Source organism: Candidatus Vicinibacter proximus, from assembly GCA_016713905.1.
GTDB classification, from domain to species: Bacteria; Bacteroidota; Bacteroidia; order Chitinophagales; family Saprospiraceae; genus Vicinibacter; species Vicinibacter proximus.
This window is the reverse complement of the sequence record JADJOE010000003.1, coordinates 1,739,121-1,756,932: the sequence shown is the minus strand read 5'-3', so window position 1 is coordinate 1,756,932 and position 17,812 is coordinate 1,739,121. Positions and strand designations below refer to the sequence as shown.

The 17,812-nt window shown below is 40.5% G+C and carries 13 protein-coding genes; 9 read left to right on the top strand and 4 right to left on the bottom strand.

The genetic code is table 11. The annotated features are described in order from the left end of the window. The first annotated feature begins 31 nt into the window (after window positions 1–31). The 3 genes from IPJ83_15595 to IPJ83_15585 all read left to right on the top strand — a co-directional run bounded on the left by IPJ83_15595 (window position 32) and on the right by IPJ83_15585 (window position 4,040). Window positions 32–1,246, top strand: coding sequence for a T9SS type A sorting domain-containing protein (locus tag IPJ83_15595; GenBank protein ID MBK7881962.1), 1,215 nt, complete (start codon window positions 32–34; stop codon window positions 1,244–1,246). A gap of 140 nt (window positions 1,247–1,386) precedes the next feature. Then, complete coding sequence (gene fumC / locus IPJ83_15590) at window positions 1,387–2,784, top strand: class II fumarate hydratase (protein ID MBK7881961.1); 1,398 nt, start codon at window positions 1,387–1,389, stop codon at window positions 2,782–2,784. Beyond that, complete coding sequence (locus tag IPJ83_15585) at window positions 2,781–4,040, top strand: insulinase family protein (GenBank protein ID MBK7881960.1); 1,260 nt, start codon at window positions 2,781–2,783, stop codon at window positions 4,038–4,040. Before fumC ends, IPJ83_15585 begins: the two co-directional genes overlap by 4 nt. A gap of 206 nt (window positions 4,041–4,246) precedes the next feature. Here IPJ83_15585 and IPJ83_15580 read toward each other — a convergent pair whose 3' ends face one another. Together IPJ83_15580 and IPJ83_15575 are read right to left on the bottom strand one after the other, a co-directional pair. Then, complete coding sequence (locus tag IPJ83_15580) at window positions 4,247–5,497, bottom strand: aminoacetone oxidase family FAD-binding enzyme (protein ID MBK7881959.1); 1,251 nt, start codon at window positions 5,495–5,497, stop codon at window positions 4,247–4,249. A 34-nt stretch (window positions 5,498–5,531) separates the two neighbouring features. Further along, the gene (locus IPJ83_15575; GenBank protein ID MBK7881958.1) at window positions 5,532–7,919 is read right to left on the bottom strand and encodes a choice-of-anchor B family protein; all 2,388 of its coding nucleotides are present in this window, start codon (window positions 7,917–7,919) and stop codon (window positions 5,532–5,534) included. A 131-nt stretch (window positions 7,920–8,050) separates the two neighbouring features. On the opposite strand from IPJ83_15575, the gene IPJ83_15570 reads away from it, so the two are divergent. The 4 genes from IPJ83_15570 to IPJ83_15555 all read left to right on the top strand — a co-directional run bounded on the left by IPJ83_15570 (window position 8,051) and on the right by IPJ83_15555 (window position 12,196). Next, window positions 8,051–9,916, top strand: coding sequence for a gliding motility-associated C-terminal domain-containing protein (locus tag IPJ83_15570; protein MBK7881957.1), 1,866 nt, complete (start codon window positions 8,051–8,053; stop codon window positions 9,914–9,916). Window positions 9,917–9,927: 11 nt separating this feature from the next. Beyond that, complete coding sequence (locus IPJ83_15565) at window positions 9,928–10,863, top strand: hypothetical protein (protein ID MBK7881956.1); 936 nt, start codon at window positions 9,928–9,930, stop codon at window positions 10,861–10,863. A gap of 144 nt (window positions 10,864–11,007) precedes the next feature. Next, window positions 11,008–11,412 (top strand): hypothetical protein, encoded by a 405-nt coding sequence (locus IPJ83_15560; protein MBK7881955.1) that lies wholly within the window; start codon window positions 11,008–11,010, stop codon window positions 11,410–11,412. Between the two features lie 391 nt (window positions 11,413–11,803). Then, window positions 11,804–12,196, top strand: a complete 393-nt coding sequence (locus IPJ83_15555; GenBank protein MBK7881954.1) for a hypothetical protein — start codon at window positions 11,804–11,806, stop codon at window positions 12,194–12,196. A 535-nt stretch (window positions 12,197–12,731) separates the two neighbouring features. Here IPJ83_15555 and aroQ read toward each other — a convergent pair. After that, window positions 12,732–13,175 carry a type II 3-dehydroquinate dehydratase gene (gene aroQ / locus IPJ83_15550; GenBank protein MBK7881953.1) on the bottom strand — a complete coding sequence of 148 codons (444 nt, stop codon included), beginning with the start codon at window positions 13,173–13,175 and terminating at the stop codon, window positions 12,732–12,734. Continuing rightward, on the bottom strand, window positions 13,175–15,376 hold the full coding sequence (locus IPJ83_15545; GenBank protein ID MBK7881952.1) for an ATP-dependent DNA helicase RecQ: 2,202 nt from the start codon (window positions 15,374–15,376) through the stop codon (window positions 13,175–13,177). Before IPJ83_15545 ends, aroQ begins: the two co-directional genes overlap by 1 nt. A 242-nt stretch (window positions 15,377–15,618) precedes the next feature. Between IPJ83_15545 and IPJ83_15540 the strand changes: the two genes are divergently transcribed. Together IPJ83_15540 and IPJ83_15535 are read left to right on the top strand one after the other, a co-directional pair. Next, entirely contained in the window at window positions 15,619–16,995 is a 1,377-nt protein-coding gene (locus IPJ83_15540) for an aminotransferase class I/II-fold pyridoxal phosphate-dependent enzyme (protein MBK7881951.1), read from the top strand. 157 nt (window positions 16,996–17,152) lie between these two features. Further along, window positions 17,153–17,431 (top strand): hypothetical protein, encoded by a 279-nt coding sequence (locus IPJ83_15535; protein ID MBK7881950.1) that lies wholly within the window; start codon window positions 17,153–17,155, stop codon window positions 17,429–17,431. Window positions 17,432–17,812: the final 381 nt, after the last annotated feature.

Below are 17,812 nucleotides of genomic sequence, written 5' to 3'. Positions count from 1 at the left end.
ATTCAAACTCAAATTAAAAGCAAAATTGACCATGTACCATTTTACAGTGAATAAATTGGCCACAATTATTTTCCTGGGTCTTTTGATCCTCGACAATACAAATTCTCAATCCTGGACAGAGCGAAAATCCTTGCCTGCCGGAGCTCTTGCAAGAAACCATCCCGTGACTTTTACCCTTGACGGGAAAGGTTATGTTGCCACAGGAAATACCGTGAACAACTCAGATGTTTTTAAAGATGTCTGGAGATATGATCCGGGGACCAATGATTGGGAGGAGCTGGCTGTCTTTCCTGGGGAAGCTCGTGGCTATTCCTACGGAGTTGCCTATGAAGGCAAGGGCTACCTTGGTTTTGGTTTGGCCAGATCAGGTCATCTCAAGGATTTATGGGAATTCGACCCTTCGACAGAAAAATGGAAACAATTACCCTCATGTCCTTGTGTTGGCAGGACCCATCCTGCATTAGTAGCTCATCAGGGTAAAATATATGTAGGCGCAGGAGGTGGACAAATGGGGGATCTCAAAGATTGGTGGGCTTATGATCTCAAATCCCAGACCTGGAGCCAGAAGGACAGTTTCCCGGGATTTAAGCGCCATCATCCGTTTTTCTTTGAAGTTGGTGAATATATCTATGTAGGTTTTGGGCACAGCGGACCATTTATTTTCAAGGACATGTTTCGTTATGACCCTAAGCTGGATAAATGGCAAGAAGTGGCTTCTTTACCTTCTCAGGGTAGGGTAGCGGGGACACAATTCACCTACAAGGGAAAAGGATACTTGCTCAGTGGGCAGGGAGAAGACCATCAAAACCTTAAGACCGGCGAGTTTTGGGCTTATACGCCTGAAAATGATAGTTGGAGTCAATTACCTCCTCATCCCGGTAGTGGAAGGTGGGCACCGGGTTCTTTTTTAATTGGGAGCAGTATTTACTTGACCAGCGGTACCCCTGATGGGGGGGATGTAAAAGATTTATGGTCGTTTGACTTAGACTTATTGGCTGGAATTAAACCTATAGATTTACCATCTTTCGAAGTATATCCGAATCCGGCAAGTGAATTTATCAATATAGCAACTGAAGACTTTGGATTTGCTGAAGTACAAATTCTGAATGTCTATGGACAAAAAGTTTTGAATCCGATGAACAAAGAACCCAAACTAGATGTCAGGCATCTTGCTGAGGGGGTGTATTTTCTTCAGCTAACTAAAAATGGGATTGCGAGGAGTACCAAATTTGTCATCCAGAGATAGGAAAGTCCTTTCTATAAATCATGGCCAAAAGGGCTCAACCAAAAGAAAATTGACTTAAACCTTCTTCCGGCGAAGCCGTTGATTATATAAGGGCTTGATCCTATCGGGCTTTTATTACATTTGCAGCAAATTTGAATACCATGTCTTTCAGAACAGAAAAAGATACGATGGGTTTGGTACAAGTGCCTTCCCACGTTTATTGGGGCGCACAGACTCAACGCTCCATTGACAATTTTAAGATTGCCAGGGAAACGAATAAAATGCCGATCGAAATCATCCGGGCCTTTGCCTATCTTAAAAAAGCCGCAGCCATTACGAATTTTGAAGCAGGGGTTCTACCTCAATCTACTTTAAATCTCATTTCCGCAGTTTGCGATGAAATATTGGAGGGAAGGTTGGACGATCAGTTTCCATTGGTAGTCTGGCAAACCGGTTCAGGAACGCAATCCAATATGAATGTAAATGAGGTGATCGCCTACAGGGCGCATGTGATAAATGGTGGAGCACTGATAGATGAAAAAAAATCTGTCCATCCAAATGACGATGTAAACAAGTCACAGTCTTCCAATGATACTTTTCCGACAGCAATGCACATTGCCGCCTACAAAATGCTGGTAGATTGCACACTGCCGGGGATTAAAAAATTGCGCGATACCCTGCAGGAAAAATCCAAAGCATTTTGGACGGTTGTGAAAATTGGCCGAACGCATCTCATGGATGCTACGCCATTAACCCTGGGTCAGGAATTATCCGGGTATGTTGCACAATTGACACACGGCATTCGTGCCATTGAAAATACCATGCCTCATCTGGCAGAGTTGGCATTGGGCGGAACTGCTGTCGGAACCGGAATCAATACCCCTCCTGCATACTCCGAAAACGTGGCCAAACACATCGCTGCACTTACAGGATTGCCATTTGTAACCGCCCCAAATAAATTTGAAGCTCTTGCAGCACACGATGCCATTGTCGAAACGCACGGGGCTTTAAAAACCGTCGCTTGCAGCATGATGAAAATTGCCAATGACATCAGACTTCTAGCATCCGGACCAAGATGCGGCATTGGTGAAATTTACATTCCGGACAATGAGCCTGGATCTTCCATCATGCCCGGGAAAGTAAATCCAACGCAGTGCGAAGCCATGACCATGGTCGCTGCGCAAGTATTGGGAAATGACGTTGCGATCAACATAGGTGGCGCAACCGGTCATTTTGAACTAAATGTGTTCAAACCGATGATGATTTATAATTTTCTGCATAGTGCACGATTGATCGGAGAAGTGTGTGTATCCTTTAATGATAAATGTGCCATTGGCATCGAGCCGTTGTACGATAATATAAAATCCAATCTCGATAATTCACTTATGTTGGTGACGGCGCTGAATACCAAGATTGGTTATTATAAAGCAGCAGAGATTGCACAGACCGCACACAAGTCCGGAAAGACTTTGAAACAAACCGCACTCGACCTTGGATATCTGAGTGCAGAAGATTTTGACAACTGGGTTAAACCGGAAGAAATGGTAGGAAATCTTTGATCCAACACATTATCGGACAGACACTACCATATCACCGCACACTCTTGGCCAATGGGTTAACACTCGTTGTAGTGCCGGACAGTACCACCATGATGGCTTGTGTTTGCATTTTGTATCGTGTTGGTTCCAGAGATGAAAAAGAGGATAAAACTGGCCTGGCACATTTGTTTGAACACTTGATGTTTTCCAATTGTGGTAAAGAGGTGGATTTTGATGAAATCATGCAAAATGCAGGTGGAGAAAGTAATGCATTTACCACACCAGACACCACGCAATATTACAATATTGCCCCTACCTCACAACTGGAGTTGATGCTGCAGTTGGAAGCACACCGCATGAATGGATTCAAAATTAAAAGAAAGGAATTTGGGATACAGCAGCGAGTGGTGATTGAGGAATTTTCAGAGCATTACCTTAACAATCCTTATGGTTTATTTTCTCATTACCTGATGGCGATGTCCTACGAGGTTCATCCTTACAGATGGCCGGTGATCGGAAGAAATCAGGAGGAGATCGCCGGATTGGAATTTAAGGATGCAGAGGAATTTTATCACAAATATTATCATCCATCCAATGCCATATTGGTAGTAAGTGGCAACGTTCGGCCAGACGAAGTGGAAATGTTGGTGAACAGACATTTTGGTGGCATTGCTGCCGGAATTAAAAATCAAAATATATATCCTCAGGAACCACCACAAATTCAAAAAAGAATGCGGACCGTTCCCGGAGAGTATCCGGAAGAAGCCCTATACATTGCCATGCATGCAAGTGGAAGGAATACGAAGGAATTTTATGCGCTTGATTTTTTGACAGATATTCTTTCTGAAGGAAGATCTTCCTTGCTGTACAGCAAACTCCGAAAAGAAAAAATGCTATTCTCCAATATTGATTGCTACCTAAGCTCTACCACGGATCCAGGAATAGTTCTTCTGGAGGGAAAACTTCGCCCCGGTGTTAAAGTCAGTGATGGAGAGACTGCATTCTGGGAAATCATAGAACAATTGAAAGCACATTCAGTCAGTGAACACGATTGGCAGAAATACATGAATAAAAACGAAAGTGCCTATCTTTTCTCACAGGTGGGCGTGGTGAATCAGGCACTGAATTATTCTTATGCGGAATGGCTCGGAGACATTAACCTTGTCCTCAATGAATTGGAGCATTACCGATCCCTAACCAAAGAAGATTTACAAGCAGCTTTGCATAAATATTTTAATGCCGATCAAGCGAATTATCTTTATTTGACCAACAGTTAATAGAGAATCCCTTTTAACCCGTTAGTACATTAACTCATTAGCTCATTTTCAAATTAACTACCTGGTGTTTTGTGAGTACTATTTTTGCTTCACATAAGTTTGACGCTGGGAAGTGTCAAACAACCATGGTTTTTTGCGAGTGCTATTTTTGCTTCACATAAGTTTGATGCTGGTAAGCATCAAACAACCAATTAGCAATTTGCAAATTAACTCATTAACTCATTTTCAAATTTTCTCATTCTCTTCCCCATTTCCTCCGCAGCGATTGCGGCACCCGTCCATGCTGCCTGAAAATTAAATCCGCCAGTGAGTGCATCGATGTTCAACACTTCTCCGGCGAGAAACAGATTATTACATTTCTTGCTTTCAAAAGTTTTGAAATTTATTTCCTGTAAGGCTACACCACCGGCGGTAACAAATTCTTCTTTAAAGGTGGTTTTTCCTTTGATTTCAAAAATCTGATGGCAAAGTATTTTGCTCAGTGAAGTAATTTCTTTGAGGTGCATGTCGGCCCAAATTCTGGTTTCTGAAATTCCCGCTTTTGTGCAAAAATATTTCCATAAGCGCATTGGAATATCGAATAAGCCATGGGCGCAGACTATTTTTTTTGGATGATTGTTTTTGAAATTCAGGAGAGATTCCTGAGCGATGTTTTCCACCGAATGAATCCAATTTACCGAAATGGAGAATTCGTAATTGCGTTCAAATAATTCTCTGGCTGCCCAGGCAGAAAGTTTTAAAATTCCTGGACCACTCAGTCCCCAATGGGTGATCAGCACAGGGCCTTCTTCAGAGAATTTGGTATGCAATATTTTAACGCTTGCCTTAGGGACACTGAGGCCGGCCAGCGCGTGAAGAACTTCGTCTTTAATTTTAAAAGTGAAGAGGGAAGGAACAGGTTGGATCAGCGTATGTCCTATCCTTTTCAGAATTTCCCAAGTACGTTGGTCGCTGCCGCTGGATATCAGCAAGAATCTTGTTTGAAATATTTCCGGATCTGTAATGATCTGCCAACATTCATCCTCTTCCACCCATTTAATATCTTGCGCACGTGTTTTTAAGAAAAGTTTAATCCCATACTTTTTGATGCAATGTTCAAAACAATCTGTAATGCTTTGTGATTTGTTGCTTGCCGGAAACATTCTGCCATCACTTTCTGTCTTCAAAGACACTCCGTGTGCGTCAAACCAATCCACGATGTTCTGAGGACCAAAATGGTAAAATGGGCCAAGAAGTTCTTTGTTGCCGCGAGGATAAAATTTGACCAATTCTTTCGGATCGTAACATGCATGGGTTACATTGCATCTGCCGCCACCGGATATGCGCACTTTGGACAAAGATTCCACACCCGCTTCCAGAATCGCAATGCTAGATGACGGTCTCATTTCTGCAAATTGGATGGCTGCAAAAAATCCGGCTGCACCGCCACCGATGACCACAAAGTCAAAATTACTCATGTGCTGTGAGGATATACATGATAAAAGGCACCCATTAATTTATTTGAAATATTTTTCCACTTGAAATAATTTTTCCATCCTCGCTACCGACCTGATAAAAAATTAAAGCAGAAGAAAATTTTTCGGAAGTATGAATTTTAGTTTCACCCGGAATTAGACTTAGCTGGTCCAGAGGTTTTCCTGAAGCAGAATATAATTTTATGGTAATCTTTTGATCAAAATTATTTTGTAAGGAAAGAGTTTGGTAGAATGGATTTGGAAAAACTTTCAGGGATCCTTCTGTGGTGAATTTGGTTTTGTTTGGAATGGTGCCTGTTAGTTTCAATCCATCCAGAGCAGCTTTTAGGGAGATGGCATAAATCGATGAATCCGGATTATTCCATAGATGAAATACAAATCGAACGGAGTCTCTTTGAATTCCTTTCACATTAATTTTTCGATCTGTTTTCGGATTGAAATTTCCTTTCAAATTGAGTGGAATATTTTCCAGGAATATTTTTTCGTCATCCATCTGAAGATAACATTCCATGATGGCATCGTCCCATCCACCATAAGCCCAGGGAAAATAAGACAATTGAATTTCATCATAGTTATTCAGATTCATTGGAGGAGACATCAGGTACAGATGACCATTGAGTCTGTATTTTGAATCGGTGTCACCAAAATTATTGGTATAAATGCATTGATCTCCAAAATCTCCGCTGATGTCTTTGGAAGGGTAGTTGGAAGGAGGTGGAAATAATTCAGTCAGATTTCCATATTGCCAACTCACTATGCTGTCCTCAGAAATTATTTTCCAGTCGTGATGCAATACAAACTGGTCTTCAAATCCCCTGGTTAATACAAAATTCAATTCCAGATCACCGGAAATAACCAAGTTGCTGTCCCCTTTATGTAGATAGGACCATTTTCCGCAGAGCATCACATAATTTCCATGGTAGATCTGGTCCAGCTCGCAGACGCCATCGTTATTTGTTTTTGCAGAATAGCTCAAACCTTCATTCCAAATTTGAACTTCTGCATCTGAAACAGCAAGTCCGGATTGAGCATCTTTTAAAACTATTTTTAAATTAGCTTTTGGCAATTCTTCCAATGAAATATCATAAGTAAGCAAACTGTCCGTAAAGAGATTTATATTTTTCTTAAAAACACGATATCCCGATTTGCGGACAGTTATTTCATGCGTTCCATTGTTTCCGGATCCCATTTTATAATTTCCCTTCAGATCAGAATTAGATCGGATGTCATTTGGGCCATTGATGGATTTAAGGGTGATGTTTGCATCGTATATGGGAAGCTTATTTGCGGAGTCAGTAATCTTACCAGCCAGGTAAGCTGCCCTGCTTCCATTGAATTCCATTACAAACATTCCGGTTTCGATGTCAGATGCGATGATCAGACCTGATTTGAAAAACGGATATACACTCCAGCATCCATGAAACCCACTCAACTTTCCAGGGTAAGTATCAAAAAAACCTACTTCCACAAGATTATCGGGTTTTCTGGTGTCGAGCACCCGAACACCTTCCGTATACCAACTGATGTACAAGTGATCCTGATGGTGGAACACATTGTGAGGAATGTGATAAGGGTCTGCACCAAATCCCACTCTGAATTGGTCCATTTTACGAATAAAGTATGGATCCGAAACATCCCATGCTTCTACCAATGCGCCATTTGTTTCATCCGCGGTGTACAAAATCTTTTGTTTCTGATCCAGCCAGACAGAATGCGCAAAGGTGAAGGCCGTTCTTTGGTCTGCTAATCTTTTGGGTGCTTTTCGGTCTTTAATATCCCAGATGCTAAATACCCCATTAAATAATTCAGCGCCATATAGCACATCTTCCCAAACATGGACTTCATGCATATAATCTCCATTTTGACTAAAAACCATGAGGGGCTGCCAGGGATTCATGGAAGGATCAAGTATGGCAAAACTAGAACCGGTCTCCCTTGTCCCGCTCAAATAAATATAACCCTTTTCATCCACATACAAAGTATGTGCATTGGTTATCCGAAAACTGTCTCCTTCTGCGTTTAGAAAGTCAAAAACGAATTTATGCTGAATAGAATCAGGATTACGCAAATCAATGATCAGCAAACCATCGTCACATTCACTGGACACGTAAGCGAAGTCCCCGGAAGTCTTCAACTCACGCCACAGGCAAGGGTTGCCTTGGATAAACACAATTTCGATGGGTTGATCCGGTTGAGATAGGTCATATATTCTGACCCCTTCTGCTGTTCCAAGCAATGCCAATTCCTTTCCATTCCCTGTCGTATGCCCCCAAATACTGCTGCAATTTTCAGGCGGTTTGATCAGCGCGCGGACTTGCATATTCCATCCGGTCTGGGCGGAGAGCGACGTTGAAAAACATATTAATATAAATATATTATTTAAATAATATATAATACTATTCATTTTGTTTTAATTATGTATATTAAATTTATCGTATATTATTTTCGGACTTAATTTTTGACGCATTTTTAACAGATTAGGAAGTCCATTCTGCTTAACTTTGCGTCAAGTTAAATAAATCATTCTTACAAGACATGGCAAATTTCAGGCTTTTACTTTGGATTCCCTTCATGGCTATTATTTTTTCTTTGGATCTGGCTGCCCAGCCTTTGCAGTTTTTTGATGTGAAAGACAGTTTGCCTCTAAAAGCTTTGAACGTACACTCCACCTCCGATGCAGGCTGGATTACTTTAGCCAATGCCCCTGACTCAACCATACAATTGATCAAATACAACTATTGCGGCAAAAAGGTATATACCAAAAAATTCAAAATAGATACTTTTGATTTGTTTGCCATGAATACCACACGATTTCCGGGCGGAAGCCAGTCAGACACTATTTTGTTGGCAGAAGTATTTACCAAAGGCGCAGAGTCAGGTATTCACTTGCTTGAAATCCATCCATTCACAGGAAGTGTTTTATTGTCCACAACGATTTCGATTCCGAATCAGAAAGTCTATCTTAATCCGGTGGTACATGCCACAAATGATTTGCAAGCACGATATATAAGTTTTAATGCTGGACCAGATTCTTCTGATCTCAGCGGATACTTGATCCGAACCGATCAAAACTTTTCCCAACAATTGCTCAGCAAACTGGATTCTGCACATTTAATTCGCGATGTACACGTGTTCAACAACAATCAGATTTTTCTTGCTCTGGACAGTAATGTGGTGGCGGGCATAGATCCAGGTTTCAATGTGCTGTTCACCTATCATCTGGATAGCCAGTTTGTACATATTGACCGAGGAATTGTGACCGGAAATTCAAGTGTTGTTTTAGCAGGAAACTATTTTACATTATCCTCAGCCAACAATCTTTGCTTGGTGGAATTGGATCAGGAAGGGGTCATTGAGGAGCAGACTACCCTGGCTTATCCCTATGATCCAAGTCTTGAACCGCGCGTGGTAAGTTACAGGCCAAGAGGAGGAAATCAGCGACAATTTTTAACTTCATTTGCACATCAGGTAAATGGAAATCTTTCTTCTCCGGCAGGGGCAAAGTATGATTCCAGATTGGCAAATACTGCCAATAATTCATTGTTAAAAAGCATCACCGCCGATAAGGTGTCAAACCTCGCAATTGACTATTCAGAGATTGAAGAAAATGTAATCATGACCGGCAACTTTACAGACACACTGCGATTTTTCAATGCAAAGTTGGCGACCGATCTAAAAATAAATGATGCGAAATGTACCTCGGAGGACATGGAAATTATTGCCAGAACCATTGTAGAAAAATTTGAACAAGACACCTTCACCGGTCTAAAATTCATCAGCTTACCTATGGTGAATAACAATTCATCCATTTTTCCAAAAATGTTTGACCTTGAATTAAAAAGAAGTTGCACTTACTATGACTTTAAGCAGGGTGCTACAAAAGTTATGGGTTGTGTGGGAGATTCCAATACAATTCTTGCCATCCCCGTAAAGTATGCAAATCTCGATTTTCAGAACCCGTTTGTGAAATATCTATGGTCACCTGATCCCGATACTAAAATTCCCAACACTACATACGATACATTAATCACGATCCCAAATATTGCCTTAACCATTACCTCTTCTTATTGTGATGAGGCAGCGAGCCTTACATATAATATTGAGGAATTACCATGTGTAGATTTTCCAAATGTCTTTGCTCCCGGCAGTGAAACATTAATCAATAAAGATTTTAATCCGGTTTACAAAGACAACAATCTCAACAAGATCAGAAGTGTAGAATTTGATATTTATAACCGGTGGGGTAAGAAAGTGTTTTCCACCACCAATCCCGCTGCAACCTGGGACGGAAATATAGACGGCAATCCTGCTCCGATGGAATCCTACCTATACACTTTGACGATCTTTTATTTAAACAATCAGGTACGTACACAAAAAGGTGTCTTTTCGCTGATCCGATAGTCAGGTTGAATATGATTAAGTTCTTTTGGACTTTATTGTTTGCTTTGTGCTTTGGGTGTATGGGTGCCCAGGAGTTTGAAGATTTTACCTTAGAAAAGGAAGTCAAGATTTTTTTGGAAAAAAACTTTTCTGATTTAAAAAGTTTTAATCTTGGCGTCAAAGTGAAAAACGAGGATCAGCAATTGTATCTGGATTCCATTGAATATTCACCCTGGTTTGTAGCAGATTTTAATGACGACGGATTGCTGGACTTATTCGTGCAGGGTTACAAGAGAAAGACAAATGAGAGTTATTTGATCATAGCCAAGGAAGACGCAGGCGTTTATGAATTGGTATCCGTGAGTCCCACTAAAGTCAGTGGAGATCTGAATATTCCATTTATTGAAGAGACCAAGGATGGGCCGCTTATTGTATATAAACAATATGCCTCGGAACAAACTGTTACTATGAAAAATGGCAATGAAGTTAGGTTTCCGAAGAATTTTAATACTTACTACTCTTTGGGCTTTCTCCGAAAAGATACTTTGATTTATAAATTTGACCGCTTGGTAGAATATACTTCCGCACCCAATCTATCGGGATTAAGGTTTATACAGATGCATTCCTATTGTCAGTTTGGGGGTTGTGCGGACTTTAAGCTTAAAATTGACAGTGTTGGGGGAATGATTCTGCAGAACATCAAGAATACGGAACTTGAAGAAGGGATTTTCAAAGCACAATGTGACCCGGATCTATTTCGTAATTTGTTGCTGAGGTTAAAATATCTTCACATCCCAAAAAATGAAATGAAATTTGGCGAACCTACGGAAGATCATGTAAACACATTGATGATCAGTTTCGATGATGGCAGGGTAGTGAAGGTAATGGATTACAATCGTGCCGGAACGCTCGGACTTCAGTGCATATATGACTACCTTGAGGAAATCCGTAAAACAACCCTGTGGTAGTGGGTTCTGCCATGGAAGCTGAAGGGGGGAAACGAAAAAAATTAAAGAAAGCTTATTTTAACGAAAAATATAGATAACCTTTTACAGAATACTGTAACTTTGATAGGTAATGCACATCTTTTTTAAACCATTAAATTTATTTAAATGAAAAAATTCCTTTTAATGTTCGGAGCTTGTTTGGCTTTTAATGCCATGGTTAATGCTCAAACTCCAAGACCAGACAGATCCGGTGGACCTGCGGCTGCTCCTACAGCAACTGAAGCTAAGCCAACAGATGCTTCTGGAAAATCTACGAGCACAAAACCAGCTGCTACAACTACATCAACTAAGCCTGGTGCAACTTCTTCTGCTACAAAGCCTGCTGCTGGAGGTGATGGAACTGCTGCTACGGATGGAAACATCAGAGACCATAAGTGTACTGCTGCTTGCAAAGGCGGAAATCACGTTTTAGCTCATGGAGAAAAAGGCCACGTATGTACTGCTGCTTGTAAAAGAAAACCAACTACTCAAAGAGGAGCGCCTGTTAAAGGGCCTAACCCAACGAAGTAATTTTCGGAATATCTTAAGATTCAATAGGGGGCTTACAATTGTAGGCCCCCTATTTTTTTTGGCTTTTTACAAGGATATTATGCAATAACTGTACAAAGTAGATACTGATTCAAAAAGATTTCCGCAAGAGTTCCAGGTTCATTTTTTCCAGACAACCCAAATAATTTTTTTTAAGAAAGCGATTAAGGTTCAACTGGAATTCGCTTAATAATAATCGTAATTTAAAATTGAAAAAGCTAACTAATCTGGGTGACTAATTTGATTTGCTGTCATAAGTAAAGTTAAGAGAAAAAATTTTTTGTTTTTCCACTATTATTCTGATAACCTTTTATCAAAAGGAAACACTATGATAGGTAAACGATAATTTTTAAACCATTAAATTTTTTATAAAATGAAAAACTTCTTTTTACTGTTCGGCGCTTTTATGGCCTTCAATGCAATGATCAACGCACAAACTCCAAGACCAGACAGATCTGGTGGACCAGCCGCTGCACCTCAAGGTACAGAGACAAAATCTACAGACGTTTCCGGAAAATCTACGGATGCTAAACCTGCTGCAACTACTACAACTACCAAAACATCCAGCAGTACAGATGCTACCACTCAGGGAACTGATACAAAATCTGCCGATGGTACCAGAAAATCTGCCGGTGCAAAACCAAATGCTTCATCTTCAACGCCAAAGCGTCCTACCCCTGCAACTAAACCAACAAGTGTAGATACTAAAAGAAGACCAACTACACAAGGAGCTGCACCGGTTAAAGGAACTAATCCTGCGAAGTAATTTTTTGGAACATTCAAAATGTAACGGGGGGCTTCCAAAAGAAGCCTCCTGTTTTTTTTGGGGTAAAATAGGATATGTTATGAGTCAAGTTAAAAATTTGGAGAGAAACTGGTTTTATTTAACTAGTAATTCACTAGAGTTATACTAAATTCCATTCCATTGTTATTGCTCTTTTTTGTCTTGATCAATAAAGAACCAAAAAAAAATCAAGGCTGTTTTCATTTCTTAACGCTAAATCGAATGTAAAAAGCTAAGCATAATAAACTCGCCATAAGCAGCCTTAATTGTTCTAGGTCTTAATGTAATCAATTCATTAGCTTATCTGCAAGCGAGCTCAAACAGTATTTTGTTTTTAACGCTTATTAGATCCATTTAAGCTAAAATGACAAAGGCCGATTTGTATTTCTCAATCGATAACTAATTGAAGTATCGGAAGCTTTCAATCAAGCTATTTAAGATGTCCAAATTCTACTTAATCTCCATAAAATTAAGCCAAATCTTTCTTTTGAATAGAATTCCAATCGATACCCAAGCTTTAAAAACCTGCTTTGATAAATTCCATCATTCTTTCTATGGCCATCTTGTACCCTTGCATACCAAATCCAACAAAAGAACTCACACAAACATCCTTGATCAGTGAAACGCGGCGAAACTCTTCACGCGCATAAATATTACTTAAATGAACTTCAATGACCGGAATCTGGATGCAGGTTAAAGCATCTCTTATGGCCACGGAAGTATGTGTGTATGCACCTGGATTTATGATGATGCCTCTGTATGATGATGGAGATTCCTGGATGCAATCAATGAGATCACCTTCATGGTTGCTTTGATAATATCCCAAGCTCACCTCATCAAATGAAGCATGCAATTCCTCCAAATATGTTTCAAAAGATACTTTTCCATAAATTTCAGGTTGACGGACACCTAGCATATTCAGATTAGGGCCATGTATAATGAGTATGCCCGGCTTTTGCATCAATTGACCATTTCAGAAAGGAACTTAAGACGGACCAGTCGAATTTCTTCAAAGGTAATGTCATCTTCCTTCAGACTCTTATATGCTTCTTCAGCAGAATCACTGTCTGCGGTATTGAAATAGTCGTATATGTCTTCGCAGATGGATTCGTCCACTTCCTCTTTGATGTAATAATTAATGTTAATCTTAGTCCCGGAACTCACGATGATGTTTAACTCATCCATCAGTTCCTCCATATTCATTTGTACATTTCTTGCAATGTCTCCAAGAGGCATTTTTTTATCAATGCATTTTATAATTTCCACTTTTGCTTTAGACTTGTCAGCTACTTGTTTAATTTGGAAATCATCCGGGCGTTCAATTTCATTTTCTTCTACATATTTGGCAATGTAGTCAATAAATGGTTGACCGTAACGCTCTGCTTTACCCCTGCTCACCCCTGAGATTTTACAAAGGTCTTCCATACTAATAGGATATTGAGTAGCCATTTCTTCCAGGGACGGATCAAAGAATACCACCCATGGTTTTACTTTATGTTTTTTGGCTACATCCAGTCTGATTTCCTTTAAGGTATTAAATAACTGGGGATCCAGTGCCACGCCTTGTGCCGGGGCAGTATCTTCTTCACTGGAGGTGGTGGTGTTGCCGTAATCATGGTTGATGGAAATTTCAACCTCTACCGGTTTTTTAATGAATTCCTTTCCTTCCTCGCTGAGCTTTAGGATCCCGTAGGTTTCTACATCTTTGATGATAAAACCTTTTAGAATACCTTGTCTGAATAATGAGAACCAAAACAAATTATCCCTTTCCTTTCCCTGGCCAAACAATTCATGTTGGTCTAATTCGTAGTCAAGAATATCTTTTGTATTGATACCACATAAAAATTCAACCAATGGTTTTATGGTAAAATTCTGGTTGAGTGCAAGAATAGTTTTTAAAGCCAGAAGCATTTCTTTTTTGACCTCCAGTTTTGGCTTAGGATGCCTACAATTGTCGCACATTCCTTTACAACGGGATTCTTCAAATTCTTCCCCAAAATAGTGAAGTACAAATTTTCGTCTGCATACAGAACTTTCTACATATGCTTCCACTTCATCAAGGAGCTGAGCGCCCATATCCCGTTCAGAAGCCGGTTTGTCCCTGAGGAATTTTTCCAGTCTGGTGAGGTCTGCGTTGGCGAAGAATGCAAAACAATTGCCTACCATACCATCACGGCCGGCACGACCGGTCTCCTGATAATAATTTTCTAGAGATTTTGGAATATCATAATGAATAACTACCCGCACATCCGGTTTGTCGATGCCCATTCCAAAGGCAATGGTTGCGCAGATTACATCGATTTCTTCCATCAGGAAGTCATCTTGCACCTGAGATCTTGCTTTTGGGTCCATTCCTGCATGATATGGGGAAGCCTTAATCCCATTGACCTGGAGTACTTGAGCCAACTCTTCTGTAGTTTTTCTGGCTTGCACATAAATGATGGCAGATTCACCCGGCTGAGCTTTAAGGATCTGAACGATTTGTTTCATCGTTTGGTCCTTATTTATTTTCGGCCTTACTTCATAATACAGATTTGGTCTGTTGAAGGATTCCATATAAATGTCCGGATCATTCATTTCCAGACTCTTTACGATATCAATCTGAACTTTTGGCGTTGCGGTTGCGGTCAGTGCTATTATGGGAATGTGGCGATCAATAGAATTGATCATGTCCCTGATGCGTCGGTAATCCGGACGGAAATCATGCCCCCACTCAGAGATGCAATGGGCCTCATCAACCGCCATAAAGGAAAGGTCCACAGAATTAAGGAATTCTATGGTTTCCTCTTTTTGCAGCGTCTCCGGGGCCACATAAAGCAATTTGGTTTTTGCCCTGGTGATGTCTTCTTTTACCTGTTTGATCTCTGATCGGTTCAGGGAAGAATTCATAAAATGCGCAATCTCATCCGTCTGCCCGTAGCCACGAATGGCGTCCACCTGATTTTTCATCAACGCGATGAGGGGTGAGATGATTATGGCTGTGCCGGGTAACATGAGCGCAGGTAGCTGATAGCAGAGGGACTTGCCTCCACCAGTCGGCATGATAACGAAAGTATCTTTTTGATTGAGGACAGATTCTATGATCTTCTCTTGATTGCCTTTAAAGGATTCGAAACCAAAATGAAATTTTAATGCCTCGTTTATACGGTCTTTTGTCAACATTTGAAATTGGAAAAATTAGATCGGTTTTATGCTGTCATGCAGCGAAGTCTAAAAATAAGCATTTTTAATTAATTCAAACTACTAGAAGGCGGATATTTACAAATCATTAAACAAATATTAAAACCTCCTGCGCGTTCATTCAATAATTTGCAGACTTTATGGAAAATCAACTGAAATTACACATTAAAGAACTCGAAAGTGCGGCTGCACCTTTGTCTCCTGACCGAAACGTCCGCGAAGCCATGGATCATGTGATGCAGGATTTCGCACAGGACTTTTTGGATGGTCTGACGAACCGAAAGGCTTACTTTTCTTTTGATAGCATGCATGGTAAACTGGAGCACCCTGAAAAAGAAACCCTTGACCTGCCCGGAATACTCAGACAACTTGATCAGGAAATGCTGAACCAGGGCCTCAATCCAGCGTCCGGAGGGCATTTGGGTTATATTCCGGGAGGTGGCTTGTATGCCGGTGCCCTGGGTGATTATTTAGCTGCGGTGTGTAATCAATACGCCGGAATATATTACAGCGGTCCCGGAGCCGTTAAACTTGAAAACGAACTTATCCGTTGGCTCTGTCGTTTGATGGGGTTTCCGGCTACCGCACATGGTAATCTCACCAGTGGTGGCAGTATTGCCAACCTCATTGCTTTCACCACGGCCCGCGAAGCTAGAGAACTCAAGGCATCTGAATTCCACAAACAATGTATCTACCTGACCTCCCAGGTTCACCATTGTGTGCACAAGGCTATCCGGATCTGCGGGATGCGGGAGGCCAGAACCAGATTTGTGGCCATGGATGATCGTTTCAGAATGGATCCGGTGGATTTGAGGAAAAAGATAGAGGAAGATCTGGCATTGGGTTTTGAGCCTTTTATCATCATTGGATCTGCCGGCACTACAGATACCGGGGCAGTAGATCCCCTTAACGAATTGGCAACCGTGGCGGAGGAATATCATTTGTGGTTTCATGTCGATGCAGCTTATGGGGGATTTTTTATTTTAGCAGAACTTGAGGATGAACTTGGACATCCACTTAAAAATAAATTTTTAGGAATTGAGCGAGCTGACTCGCTTGCCATTGACCCACACAAGGGCTTATTTTTATCATATGGTCTGGGAGCGGTCCTAATCAAAGATACTACCTCTCAATACAAAGCCCATTATTACCGTGCTGCGTACATGCAGGATACCGTTCAGGCCATGGAAGAGCTCAGTGCCTCCGACTTGTCTCCTGAACTCACCAAACACTTTAGGGGACTGAGATTGTGGATTCCATTGCGATTGTATGGAATAGAACCTTTCAAGGCAGCACTGGAGGAAAAAATACTTTTGTGCAGATATTTTTATGAGGAGATTCGTAAGATGGGTTTTGAAGTAGGTTCCTATCCGGATTTGTCCGTGTGCATTTACCGTTATGTTCCACTTCAGGGCGATGCAGATGCCTTTAATGCCGCGCTTGTGGAACACGTAGTGCAAGATGGCCGGATGTTTGTATCTTCCACTACCATTCATCAGCAATACTGGATACGCATCGCAATACTTTCTTTCCGTACACATTTGCGGGAAATAGATTTATATCTTGAAATTATTAGAGAATACATGAAAGAGAAGATTTAGTAAATGTTTTTTTGACACCTATTACAAAACAAGATTCCTTTTTTTTAAAACGCGCTATTGGTATGGTGGATAATAAAATATTTAATGACATATACTGAATGATAGGTTTTCACATTGTTGTTTTCATTCATCTTAAATAAAGTTGGCATTGTTAAAAATGATTTATATACTTATGGCAGGTATCAATGCGCTGGCCATGCTTTTTCTGCTCAAAGGATTTTGGGTAACACTTATAGATTCGTATCATCCAAAATCGGAAGCCATTATGTATTTGATTGCGGCATTGCTTTTGGGCTTGAGTTCTTACCTTTCCTACAACACTGCCAAAGGAAATGAGATGTATGGGTATGGTTGTAAATTTATCTTTATTTCCTGGATAGTCATTTTGGTGATCATCAAGCTGTCCCTCATGCTTATGTCAGGACCACCCAGATAGAAATAGGATTAAAAGCTGCGGTCTTGATGGCTAAAACTTTGATTCAAAATAAAATTAAAATTCAACATATTAATTCCGGAGTTATTTAAACGATCGTTCCTAATTTAGGTATTTTAAATGAGGCCATTGGAAGTGCCCATAAATACTGTGTGATTATTGTCAATTGTAATGATTCTCCTAACATTGTCAAAAGACTCTTTGAATTAATTTGCTTCACTGGCAAAACAAAGTCGAGAACTTTAGAATCTAACTTTCGATTTCATTGATTGGTGTGCTCGAAACACAGTGTACAACCCTATGTTAAAATAAATATAAAGACAATTTACCAAAATTGATAAAACTGACTTACATTTACCAAGGGCTTTGCTTTTTTTCTAGCCC